Raw genomic sequence first — 20876 nt, 5'->3', positions numbered from 1 at the left:
GTCCGAAGACTTCCGTTCGACTTGCATGTGTTAAGCATACCGCCAGCGTTCATCCTGAGCCAGGATCAAACTCTCCATTGTAATTAAACAAATTCGAGATTTGTTAGGCTCCCATAACTAATAGATAGTTATGGTTTTCGTTTTTGAAATTTCTAAAACGGCTCAATTTCGAACCGTCTTAGAAGTTGCTATTTTCTTGACGAGATTTAATGTTTGGCTTTCAAACTATTTTATTGTCTAGGTTCGGGTACACTTTTGGATAGCTCTCAATCTAGTTAGGCAGCCAGCGACTCTTTTCAGAAACGAACTTTACTTACAAGATGTGGAAACCACTATATGTAGTAAACGTTCACCGCCGAACCGCTAGATGTGGAGCATTTCCTTGGCACTTATCCAATGTAGCAGACTAAGTAGGAATTGTGTCAAACATTTTTGGAAAAATCAGAAATTTTTTTGAGGCGACGGTTTTACAAGGGTTAGGCGGGGTAGCAGGGTAATCTAGCCCTGAATGATTCGAGTTCTGTCTGTCCGATCGCTGCTGGTAGGGGTTAAACGACGGGGGATAGCTGGATATTCAATTGTTCCTACTCCGGTTGGGGTTTGGTTGCTGATCTGCACGAAGCTAGGGGTAAATAGGAAGACCGTCTCTGCTAAGCGCTCTTGCCGTCCATCGATCGCGTATGCTCCACCTGCAACAAAATCTACCGCTCGCTGAGCGCTTTCTGCATCCATCAGACTGACGTTGAGGATGACGGTTTTGCGTTCTTTGAGGGCTGATACGACTTCGGGAATTTCTTCAAAGGAGCGGGGTTCGACCATCAAGATTTCTGGTTGCCCGATTTCTCGACCGGGCATTCCGACTACGTTGTTAGGAGCAACTGAGGTGGTCGAGCCAGGGAAATATTCATCTTGCCAAGTAACTCCACTGGCTACTGCTTCGGGTGCATATTCTTCGTATTCCGGCTCGTATACCTGCTCACCCAGCCCCAAAACGTCTGATAAGCGTTGGAAGATGTTCATGGCGGCTTGCCTTTTGAACTAGTTCAGATGTTCTACTTATTGTACGCCGAGAAGTAGAAGTGCCGCCACGATCGAGGGTTAGATTGGTAGAGGCGATCGCTCCCCTCCACCAACTCCGATGATTACTCAACACAGGAGGGCGATCGCCCGCTGCCATTCTTGCCGCACTTCTATATCTGTATCTGTAACTGAAGCAGAAAGCTTTAAAGCAAATGGCGCACTCTTCTTTAAGGTGCGCCATCTTTTGTTTAGGACAGAACTAAACTTGCTCAAGCAGTTGATTAGCCAACGGAAGGGGTACCTGTTTCGATTGGATCTACAGGCTTGAAGAAACCAAAGTAAGCGGCGATCCCGGCGGCTAGCAAGTTAAACCAAACATTGTTGCCATAGAGAGGCATTACGCCAAAGGTGGTGTTGGTAATAGGTAATAGTCCCATGAGGGCAATCAAGATGTAGGCGATCGCAAAACCGCGAGTATACAAAATTGCTCCACCAAAGCTGGTGTAAGAAGCAATACCTAAAACACCAACTGCAATCCGAACAGCATTGTGCAGATAGTTAGTAGGAAATAACCCAAACAAGTAGCCGTATCCATCACTAAAAGTGAGATTTGGCATATTAAGAGGAGCATCAGGCGTGGCTCCGCCAGGAATTAGCATGAGCGCAGGGACAAAGCCAGCTAGCCCCAAAAGCAGAAATAGAATGCCCAAAGCTAGGGCAACAAAACGTACTTGCATTGAATCACCTCGTAAATTCGATTCTTTTAAGTCAGCTTTCAAAGATTTTTGAGTGCTTGAGGGCACCGTTTTCCCGATTTAACTGCATCTAAATTCAGCTTATGGTTTCTAAACTGATGCTTCCTCTTTCAACATAGAGGTGCTTAAAGTCTTGATTCTCCATCTAAAGAAGTAGTGTCTGAGAAAAACAAAAATTAGGTACAACGAGGCAACAAAAATTGTTAGCTTCGCAGTTAGTTTTAAATTGATTTGCCTTTGAATCTGAAGGTGATTTAGTGAACGAAAGCTCTAGTTCTCTATCGCTTAAAAGTCTATTAATCTTCAAGCAAAATAAACTTTCAAGGCTTACACTTCTGGACGAAGATAATAGAGAACCTGTCCATAGATTGAGGTTCTTTTAGAAGCGCGTGGAATTAACCTGATTTAAATTATTGGGCGATGGGTGGTAGAGAATCTATAGCTGAGAGTAGCCGCTCGATGCTGGCGTTTGGCTCCAAGAAAGAGAACAGGTGCCGGAAGCGAATTTTGCCAGCTCGATCTAGGACAAACTGAGCCGGGAGGGGTGCACCGAGTGCTTGCCCAACCTGGTACGCTCTGAAAACTCGGCAAGCCGGATCGCTCAACAGCGGCATTTTCAGATGCAAGTCACGGATTACAATTTTGCTCTGTCGCTCGGCTGTGCTAGTAATCATCAGAACTTCTACCCCGCGGCTTTGAAACTGCTCGTAAGCCTCATTCAGTGCCTTGATGTGGGGAAAGCAGAAGGGACAGTACTGCTTTTCGGTAAAGATGCGGGTGAAAGCTAGCACAACTGGGCGATTCAGCGCTTCTGCATCTTCACGACGATTGCCTGTATACTCTGCTAGCCTGACCTGCTGCCCAGTGGTGACGTTGAGCAGTTGAAAGGGCGGAGCCAGGGTGCCAATATTGAAGTGATTGGTTGCGGGAATCGGTAGGAAGTTGTTGAAAAAGCGTTTGTTGAATAAGCCGCTGAAGTCGGTGGAAGTCAGCATGGGTTGAGCCTTTCTTAACTAAACCTAATTTACAGCGGTTTTTAACTCTTGGATTGCTGTTGGAATTGTAAGGAGATTATCGTTCAGGTTGATAGTACAATTGCCCTATGACTGTACTGCTTGATCTGAACAACTGCAATATTTTAGGAATTGACCCAGCGATCGCCAGCATTGGTTTTGGCGCAATTCGGGGTAGTCAGGCGTTGGAGTATGGTGTGATTACGACTCCAGCCAAGGCACCGATGTATGAGCGTTTGAGTCAGATTCGGGCTGACATTCGAGAATTGTGTGACATGGTTAAGCCCGATTTAGTGGCGGTAGAGATGCCGTTTTTTGGACGGGAAAACACCAACGCTACGAAGGTAATGCGGGCTTTAGGCGTGATTGAATTGGCGCTGGGTGACTGGGGAATGACGGATTTAGTGTTTCTGCACCAGTCGCAGGTGAAAGCAGCAGTCGCCCAGTATGGAGCCAGCAAGTTTGAGGTCAAGCAGGCGGTCATGCAGATTTTTGGGCTAGAGAAACCGCCCTCACCAGATGATAGTGCTGATGGGTTGGCGATCGCCTTTGCTGCCCAGTGCGGCGCACGGGCGAATGTAGCTTAGCTAATGATGCCGCGACAATTTTGGTGTGAATGCTAAGCATTCACACCAAAATTGTCGCGGTACAAATACGTTTAACGCACGCTCATGCGCTGGCTTCCATTAGTCTGATTCTCTTCGGCTTCTGTAATGCCAAAGACCTGGACGAATACTTTATCGACTTTGTAGCCTGAGTCAATTGACTCTAGTGGGTCTTTGCGGAGACGATGGCGGAGGCACAAGCCAATGACGCGACGGATATCGTCGATGGTAACTTCTGAGCGTCCTTCAAGGGCGGCGATCGCCTTCGCAGCACGGTTGGTCACAATGTCGCCACGCAGTCCGTCTACATCCAGTTCGGCACAGACCTGAGAGATTCTGACCCGCAGTTCATAGTCCATTGCGACAGATTTTAGCCGTTCTTGAGCACTGACCAGTTTTTCCTGTAGCTCGGCTTGCTGGGGCTGATATTTCTCTAGAAAAGTAGGTGGGTCTTGGTCAAACTCGGAACGCTGTTCTACGATTTGCACGCGCAGGGCGGGTTCTTTGACCGTACGAATTTCAGCGTGCATTCCAAAGCGATCGAGCAACTGGGGTCGCAGTTCGCCTTCTTCGGGATTGCCCGAACCCACTAGGACAAAGCGAGCGGGGTGGCGAATCGAGATTCCTTCACGCTCGACGGTATTCCACCCGGAGGCGGCAGAGTCGAGTAATACGTCTACCAGGTGGTCGTCTAGCAGGTTCACCTCATCGACGTAGAGAATGCCTCGATTGGCTTTAGCTAACAGTCCTGGTTCAAAAGCTTTTACGCCTTCTGCCAGTGCTTTCTCAATATCAATCGTGCCGCAGACGCGATCTTCGGTTGCACCCAGCGGCAAATCAACCATTTGTACTTTCTTTTTCGCCACCTGAATCGGCAGATTAGCGGCACTAGTCTGGTCGGAATGATCGGTGGATGCTGCTATAAGCCGCTGGCGCACTTCATCGCTCATCAAGTCAGGGTCACTGGGATGGCTGTTGAAGGGATCATCGGCAACAACTTCGATTTCGGGCAACAGGTCAGCCAGGGCACGAATGGTAGTGGATTTGCCTGTGCCGCGATCGCCCATAATCATCACACCGCCGATTTTGGGATCAATTACGTTTAACAGCAACGCCAGCTTCATTTCCTCTTGACCGACGATTGCTGTGAAGGGAAACACCGCCCGACGAGCGGCTAACTTGGGTGAAGGGGTGGCTGACGCAGTAAGACTCACAGGACTACCTAAGATTGCTAACAGAAGATTAAATCACTGTTTCTCATTGTAAGCGCTCTTTGCACTCAAGCTAAGTCGTGTCGAAGTTCAATGCGATCGCAGCTTAAGTAAACTTAATCCCTACCCAGATTGTCTCAACCTAATCTGAAGAGGTGAGCGCTTCATGGCTTCATCTCCTCTGGGCCGGGGCGAAAGAGTCACTTTAGGAGACGAGCGATGCAGAGTGCTGAGCAAGTGCAGTGGTTGCGGCAAAACACGTCGCTAGAGGCGCTATCGGATGAAGTGCTGGCGGCGATCGCCGCCGAAATCCAGGAGGAAACCTTTGAAGAGAATCGCCGCCTGGTATTGGAAGACACCCCACCACCCGCCCTTTACATTCTCAAATCGGGGCGGTTAGAGAGCTACCACACCAGCACTAATAGTCTGGCTAAAGCCACCAGCCTACTGCCAGGCACAGTGTTACATCTGAAAGAACTTCTGCTTGATCAGCCTACTGAGCAGACCGTAATCACCCTAAGTGACTGCATTTTGTGGACAGTTGCGGCTGAGGCATTCAAAGCATTAGTAGAGCAATATCCAGAAATTTCTCGCACTTTCTCCCGCCAGTTGGCGGCTGAGTTAGATCAGGTTGCCTCTCAGCTTGCCTTTGAGCAAGAGCGGCAGGCAGCGTTACGTCCTTACATTGTGCCAAAGGTGCGACGGGGAGTTGTTGGCTCCAGTCGCTATGCGGTGCGGCTGCGGCAGGACATCAAAAAGGCTGCGGCAGACCGCCAACCCGTGATCATTTTTGGTGAACCGGGGTTGGGTAAAGACAATTCGGCAGCGCTGATTCACTTTGGTTCACGCGATCGCCACCAACCTATCATCAAAATCAACTGTGACACCATCCAGGTCAGTGGTGCTGAACTCTTTGGTCGCCAGGGTGGTAAACCCGGACTACTGGAATGGTTAGGCAGAGGGACGCTGATGCTCAACAACGTCCAGGATCTACCCCAAGGATTAGAGGAAAAGCTGATTCGCCTGTTGAAAACCGGGGAATATTTACCTGTAAGCCGGGAAGGAGATCAAGAACCTGTCCCAAAACAGTCTGAAGTACGAATCATCCTGACGACAGAGCGATCGCTACCTAAAATCGATCGCAAAAATTTAGTTGGGCATTCGATCAAAGTGCCGCCGCTGCGAGTGCGAAAAGCCGACATCGAAGCGCAGGTGAAATACTACATCAGCTTATTTTGCCGCGACAAAGGCTTACCTCAACCCAAGGTGGCTCCAGAAGCACTGCGACGACTTCAGGGTTATGACTTCCCAGGCAACCTGACTGAACTGGAAAGCCTGGTAGAACGTGCCCTGATTCAGAGCGATCTCGAAGAGATATCCGCAAGGGGTCGAGCTCCCGTTCTCACCGAAGAAGTATTCTGGTCAACCAGTACCAAAAACAAACGATTTCGATTTAACCTGCTTAACAGCTATCCGCGACTGCGCCAGTTTTTGCGTAGCCCCTGGTGGCCCGACCGAATCAACTACGGCTTTACTTTGGGTTTCTTTGCCGTCATTGTGGCCATGCTGTTTTTGGGTCCGCAAACTCGCGATTCAAACATTGCCCTGAATCTCTTTTGGGCGTGGTGGTGGCCGTTAATCTTGGTTAGCTTTCCGTTTGTCGGGCGAACCTGGTGCGCGATTTGCCCCTTCATGATTTACGGCGAACTGGCACAAACGATTTCACTCAAGATCTTTCCACGTCAACTTCAAGCCTGGCCAAGGCAACAAGCCGAGAAATGGGGCGGCTGGTTTCTATTTGGGCTATTTGTCCTAATTTTGCTCTGGGAAGAACTGTGGCATCTAGAGAATGTTGCTTACCTATCAGGTTGCTTGCTGCTTCTAATTACCGCAGGAGCAGTGATTTTTTCGCTGTTGTTTGAGCGACGGTTTTGGTGTCGCTATCTCTGTCCGATCGGCGGCATGAACGGAATGTTTGCCAAGCTCTCGATGATTGAGTTGCGGGCGCAACAGGGAATTTGCTCAGCAACCTGCACTACTTATCAGTGCTACAAAGGCGGTCCGCAAAAAGGTGAAGGACTGGAAACAGGCGGCTGTCCGATTTATTCTCACCCGGCCCAACTCCAGGAAAATCGGGACTGCGTTCTGTGTATGACCTGCCTTAAAGCCTGCCCTCACCGATCAGTAGAGCTAAACCTGCGTCCCCCTGGCATTGAGTTATGGACAACTCACGAGCCAACCCGCCACGAAGTCGCCCTGCTGTTTCTATTATTTGGCGCTGTATTTTTGCACCGCTTGCCAGAAATCTCAGCTCGTTTGGGCTGGGCACTTGACCTGGAGAATTTTGGAATCCATGCGGGAGTTTCGGTTTTGGCGCTGTTGGTACCAGTGGCGATCGCCCTCACTGCCCAGTTCTTAATTCGCCTCTTCAACCGCAATTGCAAACCCAAATCTTTTGTGGAACTGGCTTACGGGTATTTGCCGTTGGTTCTGGGGGGCAGTTTGGCGCACTATCTGCGGTTGGGATTGAATGAAGCAGGACGGGCAATTCCTGTAACGCTTGCAACTTTTGGCTATAGCGGTAGTGGAATGGCGACCCCTCATGGGTATCTCTTCGAGATTGCCGTCGCAGATCCCGCCGTGCTGTCATTTCTACAGAGCGTGACGCTGATTGTTTCTGTTTGGCTAAGCATCATCCTGACTCAGAAAATCGCCCGTCAACCGTTGATCAACCTGTTGCCCCAACATTTAGCGACCGTGGCGATCGGTTCGCTTTTGTGGAAGATCATTGTTGGCTGGTAAATCGTCGGCTGGTAAAGACAACTGGTAAATGTCGGCTGGTAGGAATGCGATCGCCTATGCCCGTCGCCACATCTGCTTGATGGTTCCGGGAAGGAAGCCGGTCACTTCGTCAATTCGCTCCTGAGACAATTCCGCTTTAACGGCTGAAAAGACTGCGGCGATTACCACTTCTGGCTCTACCCCGTTAGACAAGCCTGCTTCCTGGCGAATCCGAAATAGAAAGGTCTCCGGTTCAATTACTAGCGGTGGACGAACGCGGCTAAGGAATCGCACGAGGGGATTGGTATCTCTCCAGAGGTCAGCTACGTCGTTTTGCAGTGCTTTGTCTTTGGTGGCGACCCCTTGCGGGTATCTCTTCGCGATCGCCTCTCCCTGAAGCTCAGCCGCTACTCGGTCAGAAACTTCTGTAGGCATCATGTCGCGCATCGTGCGAAACACAACTTCAGCAATGTCTCTAGCATCGTACAAATCTTCAAGCTCGCCCCGCACCATCACCTTTTTGAGGAACGACGTTGCTGCAACTGGAGTGGACTCAGAAGTTGAATTTGAAACTTTAGATAAACCAGTGGATGGTGAATTCATATTTCTTTGCAAAACTTATTTTTTCTTTACATGCTTCACCATAACGCCTTATCCCTGACAACGCAAATCGCCCCAGCAAAAGCCAGGGCGATTGTTAGGTTGCGATTAGACAGTTAGACGCTACGCTTCCTGCCACATTTGCTTGATTTCGCCAGGCAAGAAGTTAGCGACTTCATTAATCCGCTCTTCTGAAAGCTCGTCTTTGGTGGCTGAAAAAACTGCCTTAATTGCAGTTTCAGGTCCTACACCTCTAGGCAAGCCCGCTTCCTGGTTAATCCGAAACAGGAACGTCTCAGGCTTGATTTCCAGGGGCGGACGAATTTTGCTGAGGAAGCGCACGATTGGATTGGTGTCTTGCCATAGTTCTGCCACCTCGTTTTGCAAGGCTTTGTCATCAGTTGGCAGAGCTTCTTCGTGCAGTTCAGAAGTGACTCGGTCAGCGGCTTCGGTGGTCATCATGTCGCGCATCGTACGGAACACGACCTCAGACACATCTCTTGCGTCAAACACGTCCTCTAGGTTGCCCTTCAGCATCACCTTTTCGAGGAAAGGCATATTCTCCTGGACAATCGGTACAGAGGGTCCTTTGCTCAAGGCTGCAGGCGGATTTGCCTCCATTTTTTCCAGCAGCTTGCGTCCCTTGTCCGTCAGCTCTGCCCGCTTGAACTCAATCAGGTGAGGCAGTGGTCCATCCGGTGCGCCAAAGGTATTGGCAATACGGATATCTACTTCACCAGGATTGAGCGCATCGGGTACGTCTTCCTGATTGCCGTAGGCGTTGCCGCTAAATTCGGCGTTGATGTAGTGTTTCTGATTTAGGTAGTCTAGATGCCCGAGCAGATCTGTTTCGGTTACTGATCTACCTGCCAGGTCGCCAGGGGTTAGCCTTACTTCGTGCTTTCCTTCTGCCTGGGTATCTCCTTCGCTAATTTTTTTAAGCAAGATAAAGGCGACATCTTCTCGTAAAGCAATTGTCATAAAAAATCTCCCGATGAGTTCAACTTAAAGCAGGGTGGCGACCCCTTGCGGGTATCTCTTCGAGATCGCCATTCAAAAGGGCAAATCCGAAATCATCAGATCCTCAATTTTTATTGACCCTGTCAAAATTGAACATAGTCTGGTCCGATCCTTAACGACATCTGCTACAGGGCACAGACCCAAAGAAGGAGAGGGTAGAGCTTAAATCTGTGAACTGTGTTGCATTTGATTGAATCTCACTGCTTGTAGTCGTGAAATCGGTTAAGCATAGAGTGGTTTTTAACCTATCGAGCCTGTCCTATCGAGCCTGTATTGATGTCCTTTGAAATTCCTACCGAACCTGCACCTACAGAGGATTCTTTAGAATCGGCTCTCCCTTTAATTGAGGAGCCTAAAGAGGAATCTGAGCTTGCTCCGTTTCTGATCAGCCAAACAATTTTGAAGCTGACTGCACCAGTTGCGGGTCCTCAGGATGTTTCATCTGAAGAGGCTCCCTTTGAGGCAACATCTGTTCCTGTCGCTTCAACTCAAGTTTTGGAGGCAATGCAGCGATTGGTAAACATGATTAAGGATTTGCGATCGCCCAAAAGCGGCGAGTCGCCCGATGTACCCCAAACGCCTGAAGCCTTGGCTCCGTATTTGGTTGAAGAAGCCTATGATGTACTAGAAGCAATACAAAAGAACTACTTTGAGCCACCTCAATCAGACTCTATTGGCTTGGTGGAAGGGGGCGATCGCTGGCAAAGCTACTTTCTGATTTCAGACCTGGCTCCCTGGCTGCTCTGGTGCATTGCTCGTAGCAGCCATGAGGTAATGCGACTGCTTGAAGGCATTCCTGCCAAAGCCTTTAAGCTAGGGCAAGGTTGGCGCACTGGAATTATCCGCCTGGTTGCGACGCTAGACACCAAAATTCCTGGACTGTCTGCATCCCTAGATCTGGCAACCTTTCAGGTCAACCAGTCTTTGCTCCCATCCGACACAATGATTCAGTCGGACCAGTACGGCGCTTGGCAACAACCCACTTGGCTTGCTGGCTTGCTGCCAGATTTGACTCAACACATTACAGCAACAACCTCTTCCATCGGGCAATTTTTTGCAGGCGCTGAAGTAGACGCTTTAGCACCAAACCACAACTGGCAATCTGGACTGATCCAACTTCAGCTTGGGTTTGAATTTATCGCAACGGACGCGACCGTTTTTGCAGACTTTGCGGAGGCTTCTGAGGCAGAAGAAGCACCTGCTCCTTTCCACCCAAACACTACCGAAACAGCACCCCTTTCTACCCTTTCTTCAGACTCAAGCCATCTCCAAATCAAATTCACCCATTCAGGTTGGCTAGAAAAATACTCCACGGTTCTACTTCAGCAACAGCTTGCTAGTACCATCCAGCAGTTACCCACATTCCGAGCGGCAGGTGAAAAAAATCGGAACCTTTCTTCTCAAAGCCTGATTCCGCTGATCGTCAAAGATGCCTGCGACCTGGTAGACCTGCTGCAAACCTCTCCTGCACTATCAAGCCACTCTTTACAGCAAGAAGTTGAACTGACCGCCTTAACTCACCAACTGCTCTGGTCCTTTAGCCGGGGTGCCTACGAAGTGATGCAGCTGATGGGTGGCATTCGCGTCAATCTGCTTCAACCCGAATGCCCCTGGGAAACAGGTACCCTGCGTCTGTTAGCCAGCCTCAACAGCAAGACTCCAGAGCAAGACTGGCAACTCGATATAACGACCGGACAGCCTCCCCAACCGCACATTTTTCCACTTGCCCGCAATGTGATTGTGCAGTCTCATCAGAGTCACTGGTGTGAACAACCCGATGCGCTGGAGCAGCTAGAAACAAAGCTGATGCAGGTACTAGAACAAGCTGCCCCAGACTTGCTCCTGTTCCTAGAAGGAACAGACATAGAGGTACTAAGCGAGAATCAGCAAGGGGAACCTGGCGCGATTCAACTCAACGTCGGCTTTGAGTTCATTCCTGACCTGAACTACAGCGCCTCTAGATAGACGGATAAACCTAGAAGACGCACTCTTTGGTACTTGTTACTAATTGTGACGTTTGAGCGCTTTTGAGCCAGAGTCTTTCCTTGGGGTGATGATTGAACAACTGGCGTATCTCTAGCATAATCCCACATCCTTTATTGAAGGTTTGAATGAGTTATGCAATCTCCTAGTCAAGCTGTAGACCAGTCGAAGGATCGTCCTCGTGATCCCAGGAATCGGGAAGTAGTTTATGCTGCTGCCGATCCGCAAAACGGGAACCTGGCGACTCCGATTAATGCTTCAGACTTTACAATGGCGTTTATTAACAACCTGCCTGCCTACCGTAAGGGTTTATCTCCCTTGCGACGAGGTTTAGAGGTGGGAATGGCTCATGGTTATTGGATCCTCGGTCCTTTTGCGAAGCTGGGGCCACTGCGTGATACAGATATTGCTAACCTGTCGGGGCTACTTTCAACCGTTGGGCTGATCGTGATTTCAACGCTCGCTATGTCGCTGTATGCCAGCAGCAACCCGCCCAACCCAACTCAAACCATTACAACCCCCAGACCTCCTGAGGCTTTTAACCATTCCGAGGGTTGGAATGAATATGCGAGTGGGTTCTTAATTGGTGGAATTGGCGGTGCAGCTTTTGCTTATCTGCTGCTGCTGATCATTCCATCTTTTAGCAACTTCCTGAGCTAACCCTGATCTTGCTTTGTTGCTCAGTCCTTGTAACTTCCTAAATTCTCCATCCTAGAAAGTTGCTCATTTCGAAGCTCTAGTTTCCTTGTCTCTAATTGCAAGAAGCTGGAGCTTCTTTTGACTCGTTCCTGAGCTGGAATTGGGAAACCAGAAAAGCCTTGTAACCGTATGCGTTCCGTCAGCCTGACTCTTATTGGTGCGAATCTTGAGGACGTTGGAGCAAGTTCAGCAGTCCAGTTCCCAGGGCAACTGCGGCAGCAACGTAAAATACGGGCGGCAACCCGGCATATTTCCAGACTGGGCCTAGTACCAACGGTGAGATAAATTGTCCGAGCGAGTTGCAGCCTGTGCCAATCGCTAATACGCTAGAGCGCAGCTCTGAAGGTGCCTGATCTGCTAGATGGTCGTAAACGTTGGGCACAACTACCCCAAACCCCATGCCAAATAAGACGGCTGTTGGCATAATCCATTCCAACTGATCCAGGAAGGGAATCGTTGCCAGCGTTAGAGACATCAGCGTAAAACCGAGTGCGATCGCCCGCTCTGTTCCCATAGCCTTAGCCAACCGACTTGCTAGCAGCGCTGAAACGATCGCCGCTCCAATTGCTCGGACTGCCAAAACACTTCCATTCAGTAAAGGTGTTGCTCCGATTGCTTCACGCAGATACAGCGGCGTGTAGATTACCACCGAGTAGACAACCGAAGCTGCCAGAGCCAGCGTTAGATAAAGCTGCAAGGTGCGAGGCTGGCGCAAGATTTGTAGTAGCTGTTGGGTTTGATTAGCGGGAATAACGGAAGATTGTCCAGATTGCCCTTCCTTTAGCAGTACAGCGGCGATCGCTGCCAACGGCAACCCAAACCCGTAAAGATAAAACGCATACTGCCAGTGATGTTGCCCGACCCAGCCGCCTATCAGCGGAATCAAAATGCTGGCTGTAGTCATAGCGCTCGTGGCATAACCCAGAATGCGCGATCGCGCGTCTCCTTCATACATCGTCCCTAGTAAGCCAATGGTTGCTGCCGCGACCGCACCACTCGCAGCTCCGAGCAGGGCACGAGTTGCCAGCAGCGGCAGGAAACTTTGCATCCAGGCTCCAGCAGTTCCGAATATTGCATATAGCACCAGACCCGGAATCAGCACCTTGAGCTTGCCAATGCGATCCGAGAGAATGCCAAACAGCGGTGTGCAGACGGCGATCGCCAACGCGTGCATACTCACCAACAAACCCGCCCAGCGAGGGTCAAGCTGAAGCTGCTGCACAATCTCAGGCAGCACTGGCGAGACGATACCACCCGTCATCGTAGTCAGGCAGCCCGCAGCCAACAACACCAGTAGTTTTGGCAGTTGCTTTGAAGCCATCAGCTTAGACAACGGCCTTGCGGGAGCTTTACGAACAGGCAACATAAAATTACTTAGAATCCAGAAACTTCTCAACACCACATAGATCGAGACTTACGCACCCTGCTTGGTACTGCGCTCTACACTGTGCCAGTTTGTCAAGCTGCTAACTAGGTGGGTCAGCCTCACAAAAATTCCGGCAAAACAAAATCAGGACGTGATCCACAGATCGTCCTCTTTACAAAGTTGCACATGGCGTCCACATTTTCTAGCCATAGCTTTATAAGCTGGCTAATTCTAGGGAAGTTGGCACAATCTGCACTAAAGAATGACCACTTTTCATGCTGTTTGGGTGAATACCGAAGCAGCAATGTATTGAGGAATAGATTGACTTATGAAAGGATTAAAAGTCTAGAGTGCGTTTCTATTCATCCATCGCTAAGTAGCAATATAAGCTCAATATCTAGACAGCGGTTAGTAGCAGGGGGAAAGCAGAATAGATGGAACTGGCGACAACGTTGAAGGGGCAGACCGTCCGGAACATTATCCGGGAAGTCGGTATCAATGCAAACCATTGGTATCCTGCGGGTTGGGCAAACCAACTCAAGCCAGGACAGGTGATGCCGCTGGTCGTCTGGAAGCAGGCGATCGCCATCTACCGAGACACCGACGGAGAGCTTCACGCACTCGAAGACGCTTGCCCACACCGGGGTGTAGAGCTACACAAAGGCAAAGTTCACGGTAAGCATCTCGCCTGTAGCTATCACGGTTGGGAGTTTGATGGTAGCGGCAGTTGCGTTAGCATTCCCTACCTGCCAAGCGGACAAAAGCTTCCCTGTGCTGAGGCGCGCAGCTACCCAGTGCAAGAGAAATATGGCTTGATCTGGGTGTTTCCGGGTGATCCTCACCGTGCCGAGACGCATCCTCTTCCTTCAGTGCCAGAGTACGACCAGCCAGAATGGTTGATGGTGCCTGTAACAGCTCACTTCAACGCCCACTTCTCGATCTGTAACGAGAACGCGATGGATGTGTTTCACGGCTTTTTGCACCAAGAGCTTCAAGGCTGGTTTGACCCAGTGCTGCTGAACTTGAAAGAGACAGAATCCGCAATCTGCGCCGATTATCAGGTTTCCTATAAAGGGCGACTGGCAAAATTTTTGGGATTGAGCGATCGCGCTGATGAGGTCACCACGCTGCCAATCTCAATTCAGTATCGCTATCCCCACTATTCCAGTTCGCTCCAAGGAATCTCTGCGCTTTACCTGATGCGGCTACCCGTTGGCCCAGTCGAAAGTCGCTCGTTCGCTCTATTTTTCTTTAAAGTCAAGGTGCCTCAGTGGTTGCCCCGCCCGGTCAAATCGTTGCTCAGTTGGGTGATTCAAAACTTTATGCTGCAACGCTTCCTCGATCAGGACATCGAAATGATGGAAAGCGAACAACGGATCTACCTGGAAAACCCTAACCGCCGCTACGTCGAGATCAATCCGGCAATCATCGCTCTTCAGCGATTAATCGTCCGGCAGTATGAGCAATTTATGCAACAATCAAGTCAATCATCCAGTCAATTACAAAGTGGTCGAAACGGTGATTCCCACAAGTCTATCTCTTTGTCCAAAGCGGCGATTTCAGGTCAGGCCGAACAAACCTCGGAAAATTGAGCTTGGATGAAGATAACTGTACTAACGCTATCAGCCATGCTTGCCAACTTCTGGCAGAGTCATAGGTGGCTCTTCAATTTATACCGAAGGTCGCCAAGCAATTGGGTTCAATGTCACAATCACGGTTGTGAATGTCTCTTGTCATCTCGCGTTGACTTCAGATCGGGGTAGCGCACCCTACCTGACCGATCTGCTGTTAAGCCAGAGGCAAAAAGCTACCTAAAGAAACTAAGGTGAGGGGAGTTTACTGTGCAAGTTATTAAGGAATACGTTCAGCGTTGGTACGAAAGTGGGCTTGACCCTGATGAATATATTTGTCACGGCAAGCAGGGCAACTTAGTTGAAATTGAGGAGGCTGAGACGGGCAAACGTCGCACCGTTCTCACTTTCTGCACCAACGACGTGTTGGGACTAGTTCAAAATGAAGCCGTTCAAAAAGCTGCTATTGATGCAATTTTGAAGTATGGCACTTCTAATAGTTCGACTTCGGTGTTGAGCGGTCGGATTGACCTGCACCGCCAGCTCGAAGATGAAATTTCAGCATTTAAACATTTACCCTATACGCAGCTATTTCTCAATGCTTGGATGGCGATGCAGGCATTAATGGATGCCTTCTGCCACCTGGCAATTCCGGTGCCTGGCTTTCAGCATACACGCGAAACGCTGATTCTAACTGATGTGTTAAATCATGGTTGCATTGTGTCGGCGATCGCCAATGCTGGCACCCGCTCCGGTAAGCTGTTTGGGCATAGCCCCCGCGTTCGGGTACGGGCTTACCGCCACTGTGATATGGAAGACCTCAGCCGCAAGCTCCAGCGATATGCCCGTCCAGATGACCGGATATTGGTGGTGTCTGACGCAGTCTTTTCAATGGATGGCGACATCGCCCCGTTGCCCGACATGCTCAGCATTATGCAAAACTACGAAGGTAGCGTTTTGCTGATGGATGAAGCCCATGCTAGCGGCGCACTTGGCGCGACAGGTCGAGGCATCTATGAGCATTTTGGGTTATTGCCACAACAGGCGATCGAGCGGGGCGTTGTGCCGCTGATCATGACAACTTTCTCCAAGTTTGCGGCTTCTGCCGGAGCCGCGATTAGCAGCCATGTTGCCGAGCTAAAGCCGTTGCTCAACGTTTCACCCACCTCAATTGGCACTATTTCGCTGCCCCCTCCAACGACTGCTGCTGCGTTGGAGAGCATCCGTCAAGTGGTGAAGACTCCAGAACTAGTAAAGCGGTTGCAGGAGAATACTCAGTATCTGCGATCGCGCCTGGAGGAAAATGACTTTATGGCGATCGGTGAAACTAACGTGCTTCCAGTACTGCTGCCACCTGAGCTTAATCCTAAAATCTTTGCCAGAAAGCTGATGAACGATCACGGGGTGTGGGTGTCGCCCATCTGGTTTATCGCCAAGCCTCGAGTTCGGATTACTGTTAACTCGCTGCATACCCGCGAAGAAATGGATCGTCTGGTTACCAGCATGGTAGCAACGCGAGAAGTACTGTACAAACCTACTATTAGTGCGTAAGTCCAGGCATTAAATTAGCATGAACAGTAGGGTGGGCAATGCTCACCCTATTTGCTTCTAGAAGGGGCGATCGCCCCTCGACTAGAATATTTTCTCCTGACAAGCTAAATTTATTGCTTTGTTACCTTTCTTGTCCCATCCTCAGTTGCTTGTGAGACATTGGGTATTAGAGAAGGGAATCTACTTCGCCGCCCGCTATGAGTTTGTGCATCAACCCCCGCTGTCTTCAGCCCGACCATCCTGGCAATGACGGCAATCAATTCTGCCAAAGCTGCGGCTCTGATCTGATTTTGCAGGGACGCTATCGGGTCATGCGATTGCTAAGCGACAAGAGCGGATTTGGCAAAGTTTATGAAGCCTTTGAGCGTAGTACACCCAAAATCCTCAAAGTCCTTAAAGAAAGTCACAGTACCAACCCCAAAGCGGTAACGCTGTTTCAGCAAGAAGCCGTCGTCTTGAGCCAACTTCAGCATCCCAGCATTCCGCAAATCGAGCCAGATGGATACTTTCAGTTTTTTCCAAGAAACGCTGTAGAGCCGCTGCACTGCATCATCATGGAAAAAATTGATGGGCCAAATTTAACCCAGTGGATGCGGCAACAGGGCAATAATCCCATTAGTGAAAAGCAGGCTGTTAACTGGCTTCAGCAGATAGTAGGAATTTTGCACCTGGTTCACAGCAAAAATTATTTCCATCGCGACATCAAGCCCGAAAACATCATGCTGCGCTCTAGCGGTCAGCTTGTGCTGGTTGATTTTGGTGCAGCTAGAGAGATGACCTATACCTATCTGGCTCAGCTTGGCGGCACTAGCGGCGTAACTCGCATCAGTTCTGCTGGCTATACACCACCTGAACAAGAGCAGGGGCAAGCAGTTCCTCAATCGGATTTCTACGCGTTGGGGCGCACCTTTATTTACCTGCTAACAGGCAAGCAGCCAACTGACACTGGCATTTATGATTCGCTCCAGAATGAATTTCACTGGCGTAATCATGCTCCCCACATTTCGCCGCAGTTAGCCGGACTGATTGATCAACTCATTGCTCCTAGAGCCGCCGATCGCCCCAAAGACACGCAAGAAATTTTGGCTCGACTGTCACAAACTTCTCAGGAAGTTGCTGGCGGAGCATCTCACGCTTCTTACGCTTCAATGGGAGGAGCAGCCCTGTTGCCTCTAAGTATTCCAACGGTGTATCAGTCGCCACCCAAGTCGAGAACTTGGCAATGGTTGAGCGGCGGGCTACTAATTTTGCTGTTGGGAGGAGGTGGATATTGGCTCTGGCAGTCTCGTCAATCTTTTCCTTTAATTGCCAATAGCCAGAGAGTGGAAAATCAGGCGATCGCCATTACCCGCACTTTCACAGGGCACTCCAGCTTTGTCAACAGCCTAGTTCTCAGTTCCAATGGGCAAACCCTAATTAGCGGCAGTGCTGACAAAACGATTAAAATTTGGAACTTTAACACGAGCGAGGAAATCCGCACGCTGACTGGCCATTTCAGCTTTGTAAATCGATTAGCGGTGACACCGGACGGACGCCTTCTCGTCAGCACCAGTGCCGACCAGATGATTAAAATCTGGGAGATTGCAACGGGTCAGGAACTTCGCACCCTCGCCGGACACACTAGCCCCATCGATGCACTGGTGATTACACCAGATGGACACCATTTAATCAGTGGCAGTGTTGACCAAACGATCAAAATCTGGGAGATTGCGACGGGTCAAGAACTTCGCACCCTCACCGGACATGCTAGCTCGATTAATGCGCTGGTCGTTACTCCAGATGGGCAACGGTTAATTAGCGGGGGTGCCGACAAACTGATCAAAATCTGGGACATCAATACAGGTGAAGAAATCAGCACGTTGACAGGACATGACAGCTTTATCAATGCGCTGGCAATCAGCCCAGATGGGCAGTTAGTCGCTAGCGGCAGCGCTGATAAGACCATTAAAATTTGGAACGTGGAAACAGGTGAAGCAGTTCGCACGCTGATAGGACATTCAGGTTATGTGAATTCTCTGGCAATTAGTCCAGATGGGCAAACGCTGGCTAGCGGCAGTGCTGACCAAACGATCAAGCTGTGGGATTTCAATACGGGTGAAGAAATTCGCACGTTGACGGGCTATGGCACTCACATCAATTATTTTGTAATTAGCCCAGACTGGAGTGAAATGGCCAGCGGGAGCGATCGCCCCGTCATTTCTGTTTGGCGCTTACCGGAATAATTGAGATGCAAAATTGGGCGATTAGAGGCAAGTCTTTTGAATGGGGGATACGCACTTATCTGATGGCAGTGCTAAACGTCACGCCCGACAGCTTTAGCGATGGAGGACAGTTTAATACGCTAGAGACGGCGATCGCCCAAGCCACTCTTTTGCTTGAATCTGGAGCCGACATTTTGGACATCGGCGGACAGTCTACTCGTCCTCAAGCTGACCAAATTTCCCTGGAGGAAGAACTTAATCGGGTCGTACCTGTAATTCAGGCGTTGCGTTCTGGTGCAGCGGGGGATGCTGTTCGGTCAGCGCCGATTTCAGTTGATACTACCCGTGCCGCAGTTGCTCGTGCTGCGGTTCTGGCGGGAGCTGACGTGGTGAACGATATTTCTGGCGGCACCTATGATGCTGAAATGCTGCCCACCGTTGCAGAATTGGGTGTTCCCGTGATTCTGATGCACATTCGCGGCAACTCCAAGACGATGCAGCAGATGACGGACTACCAGGATTTAATTGGCGAGATTCGCCAGTTTTTACAGAAGCAGGCGGAGTTGGCAGTCGCCCAGGGCATTTCCCCTAGCAACATTGCTCTTGATCCAGGCATCGGCTTTGCCAAAACAGGCGCTCAAAATCTGGAGATTTTAAGACGACTGCCAGAAGTGCGATCGCTGGGCTACCCGCTGCTGGTAGGAACCTCCCGCAAAAGCTTTATCGGTCACATTCTAAATCAACCCGATCCACAACAACGGGTTTGGGGAACGGCAGCCACCTGCTGTGTGGCGATCGCTGGCGCTGCTGATATTCTCCGAGTTCACGATGTGAAGGAGATGCATGAGGTTTGCCAAGTCGCGGATGCAATTTGGCGATCCTAAGTTTCTATACGGTAGAACCTTTAGGAAGGGCTGGATCCGTTGCCACTACCACCATTGCCATTTGAACCATTGGTATCAGGCTCATTGATAGGTTCAGGCACAATCAACTCAGACATTGCCTCAGTTAGGGCTTTCGGGTCCATGAAAATGATCTTAGAGTTGTTGCTCTGTCCGAGCCTATAGTTAGCATCTACATATTTTTGGGCCACGAGATACTGCAACACAGCATGAGTGTTGTTCTGAGACTTGAGGGCATTAGAAATTAGCTCAATCGATTGCACCGTTCCTTCTGCTTCGGAAATTGCTGCCTGCTTTTCACCTTCTGCTTCAAGGATTGCTGCCCGCTTCTTACTTTCGGCTGCTCGCTCTAGCTCCAGCGATTCACGTACCGTTTCGGGTAGGGTAATATTTTGAACTTCAATGCGGGTAACTTTCACGCCCCAGGTTGCAGTTGCTTCATCTAACTGTTGCAGCAAAATCTGGTTGATTTGACTTCTAGAAGCGTAGGTTTGCTCTAGCTCCATCCGTCCAATCTCAGAACGCAGACTGGTAATAACCAGGTTCATCAATGCTTTGCTGATGTCTTCAACTGCGTAGTAAGTCTGCTGTAGCTCCAGGATACGCCAGTACATCACCGCATCCACTAGCAGCGTAATGTTGTCTTTGGTGATCGCCTCCTGCGGGTCAATGTCGAGAACTTGCTCACGGGTTGTATCTTCCCAAACGATCGTATCTAGCAGAGGAACAATGAAGTTTAACCCCGGCATGAGTTTGCGGTGATAGCGCCCCAACCGCTCGACCAGCGCTTCATTTCCCTGGTTGATGATTTTTACAGAGCCGACCGTATAGCCAATAATGAGCAGAGCAAGTGCAGCAAGAATTGACTGCATAGGGATCATCTCCTGAGGGGTATCGCCTGCCAAAATGAACAAGCGCTGAGTTACACACAATTAGCCCATCGTGTCTAGCCCATACTGTTAATTTATACTGTTTGATCGTAAATATGGCTATCAGGAAAGGTTGCAGGTAGAACAATTAACGTATTGCCATGACGACCCACGACATTTACGGTTTCTCCAACAGCGATTGTCATGTCCGAGATCTGACAGCGAGCATTCCACAGAGACCCTTGATAGGCAACCGTGCCAACTCCACCACTAGGAATTGGTGCTGAAACTTCAGCTTCGGTGGTGGGCGTAAGGTCTTTCGCTTCTCGCGGCACCATGCCCTGCATCACTACGGCTAGCGCAACTGCGAGCACTCCCCACAGCAGTAGCTGTACGGTGAAAGAGGTAATAGTCAAGGCGGCGATCGCCGTAATAATGGCAGCAATTCCTAACCCTGCGAGGCTAGGTTCTCCAACCAGCATTCCTAGCCCAAGGAAAACTAAACCGCTCAACAACCATAAGGTGTGAGTTTCTAAAGCCGATATCAAATCAATAATATCCACCGCAGCCCCCATTCCCTTTTAGCGAGTCTGAAGGATGTCTGCCAGAAAGCAAACCCACTAGATTCCTTGCATGAAGTAATAACCTGATTCAAGTTACGCAAATCAATCCACGCAAATCATTTACGCAAATTCAATCCATACTGGAAACCTAGCAGAGCAACTGCTT

General features: G+C 49.8%; 18 protein-coding genes and 1 rRNA gene. 8 read left to right on the top strand and 11 right to left on the bottom strand.

Translation table 11 applies throughout. The features are described 5' to 3' along the window. The 5 genes from H6F93_RS11670 to H6F93_RS11650 form a co-directional block, all read right to left on the bottom strand. A 16S ribosomal RNA gene (locus tag H6F93_RS11670) occupies positions 1-81 on the bottom strand; the annotation flags it as partial. Positions 82-498: 417 nt separating this feature from the next. Next, a complete protein-coding gene (locus H6F93_RS11665) occupies positions 499-1020 on the bottom strand; it encodes a cell division protein SepF (RefSeq protein WP_190680869.1) in 522 nt (173 codons plus the stop codon). A gap of 126 nt (positions 1021-1146) precedes the next feature. Next, entirely contained in the window at positions 1147-1293 is a 147-nt protein-coding gene (locus H6F93_RS11660; protein ID WP_190680867.1) for a hypothetical protein, read from the bottom strand. Positions 1294-1301: 8 nt separating this feature from the next. Next, positions 1302-1757, bottom strand: coding sequence for a DUF4383 domain-containing protein (locus tag H6F93_RS11655; RefSeq protein ID WP_190680865.1), 456 nt, complete (start codon positions 1755-1757; stop codon positions 1302-1304). A gap of 428 nt (positions 1758-2185) precedes the next feature. Continuing rightward, on the bottom strand, positions 2186-2770 hold the full coding sequence (locus H6F93_RS11650) for a peroxiredoxin family protein (RefSeq protein ID WP_190680863.1): 585 nt from the start codon (positions 2768-2770) through the stop codon (positions 2186-2188). 107 nt (positions 2771-2877) lie between these two features. Here H6F93_RS11650 and H6F93_RS11645 point away from each other — a divergent pair, with 107 nt between their 5' ends. After that, positions 2878-3375: a crossover junction endodeoxyribonuclease RuvC gene (locus tag H6F93_RS11645; protein WP_190680861.1), complete on the top strand. Its 498-nt coding sequence runs from the start codon at positions 2878-2880 to the stop codon at positions 3373-3375. A 71-nt stretch (positions 3376-3446) separates the two neighbouring features. Here H6F93_RS11645 and bchI read toward each other — a convergent pair whose 3' ends face one another. Next, a complete protein-coding gene (gene bchI, locus H6F93_RS11640) occupies positions 3447-4607 on the bottom strand; it encodes a magnesium chelatase ATPase subunit I (protein WP_190680859.1) in 1161 nt (386 codons plus the stop codon). Between the two features lie 216 nt (positions 4608-4823). Here bchI and H6F93_RS11635 point away from each other — a divergent pair, with 216 nt between their 5' ends. Next, the gene (locus H6F93_RS11635; protein ID WP_190680857.1) at positions 4824-7406 is read left to right on the top strand and encodes a sigma 54-interacting transcriptional regulator; all 2583 of its coding nucleotides are present in this window, start codon (positions 4824-4826) and stop codon (positions 7404-7406) included. Between the two features lie 54 nt (positions 7407-7460). Here the strand turns inward: H6F93_RS11635 and H6F93_RS11630 are convergent, their stop codons facing one another. Beyond that, the gene (locus H6F93_RS11630) at positions 7461-7988 is read right to left on the bottom strand and encodes a DUF2267 domain-containing protein (protein WP_190680855.1); all 528 of its coding nucleotides are present in this window, start codon (positions 7986-7988) and stop codon (positions 7461-7463) included. 120 nt (positions 7989-8108) lie between these two features. Beyond that, entirely contained in the window at positions 8109-8966 is an 858-nt protein-coding gene (locus tag H6F93_RS11625) for a DUF2267 domain-containing protein (RefSeq protein ID WP_190680853.1), read from the bottom strand. Positions 8967-9281: 315 nt separating this feature from the next. Between H6F93_RS11625 and H6F93_RS11620 the strand changes: the two genes are divergently transcribed. Then, positions 9282-10970 carry a hypothetical protein gene (locus H6F93_RS11620; protein ID WP_190680851.1) on the top strand — a complete coding sequence of 563 codons (1689 nt, stop codon included), beginning with the start codon at positions 9282-9284 and terminating at the stop codon, positions 10968-10970. Between the two features lie 153 nt (positions 10971-11123). Beyond that, entirely contained in the window at positions 11124-11648 is a 525-nt protein-coding gene (locus tag H6F93_RS11615; RefSeq protein WP_190680849.1) for a photosystem I reaction center subunit XI, read from the top strand. Between the two features lie 190 nt (positions 11649-11838). Here the strand turns inward: H6F93_RS11615 and H6F93_RS11610 are convergent, their stop codons facing one another. Next, the gene (locus H6F93_RS11610) at positions 11839-13008 is read right to left on the bottom strand and encodes an MFS transporter (protein WP_190680848.1); all 1170 of its coding nucleotides are present in this window, start codon (positions 13006-13008) and stop codon (positions 11839-11841) included. 479 nt (positions 13009-13487) lie between these two features. On the opposite strand from H6F93_RS11610, the gene H6F93_RS11605 reads away from it, so the two are divergent. The 4 genes from H6F93_RS11605 (at position 13488) to folP (ending at position 19260) form a co-directional block, all read left to right on the top strand. Continuing rightward, positions 13488-14645, top strand: coding sequence for an aromatic ring-hydroxylating dioxygenase subunit alpha (locus tag H6F93_RS11605; protein ID WP_190641606.1), 1158 nt, complete (start codon positions 13488-13490; stop codon positions 14643-14645). A 249-nt stretch (positions 14646-14894) separates the two neighbouring features. After that, entirely contained in the window at positions 14895-16175 is a 1281-nt protein-coding gene (locus tag H6F93_RS11600) for an aminotransferase class I/II-fold pyridoxal phosphate-dependent enzyme (protein ID WP_190680846.1), read from the top strand. Between the two features lie 197 nt (positions 16176-16372). Further along, entirely contained in the window at positions 16373-18397 is a 2025-nt protein-coding gene (locus H6F93_RS11595) for a WD40 repeat domain-containing serine/threonine-protein kinase (protein WP_190680844.1), read from the top strand. A 5-nt stretch (positions 18398-18402) separates the two neighbouring features. After that, the gene (folP, locus tag H6F93_RS11590; protein ID WP_190680842.1) at positions 18403-19260 is read left to right on the top strand and encodes a dihydropteroate synthase; all 858 of its coding nucleotides are present in this window, start codon (positions 18403-18405) and stop codon (positions 19258-19260) included. A 20-nt stretch (positions 19261-19280) separates the two neighbouring features. Here folP and H6F93_RS11585 read toward each other — a convergent pair whose 3' ends face one another. After that, the gene (locus H6F93_RS11585) at positions 19281-20150 is read right to left on the bottom strand and encodes an SPFH domain-containing protein (RefSeq protein ID WP_190680840.1); all 870 of its coding nucleotides are present in this window, start codon (positions 20148-20150) and stop codon (positions 19281-19283) included. Between the two features lie 92 nt (positions 20151-20242). Next, entirely contained in the window at positions 20243-20710 is a 468-nt protein-coding gene (locus H6F93_RS34630; protein ID WP_190641611.1) for an NfeD family protein, read from the bottom strand. Positions 20711-20876: the final 166 nt, after the last annotated feature.

It is taken from the genome of Leptolyngbya sp. FACHB-671, assembly GCF_014695745.1.
GTDB lineage: Bacteria > Cyanobacteriota > Cyanobacteriia > Elainellales > Elainellaceae > JAAUTN01.
Note: the sequence above shows the minus strand (reverse complement) of the source record. Positions and strands in the feature narration are given on the sequence as shown.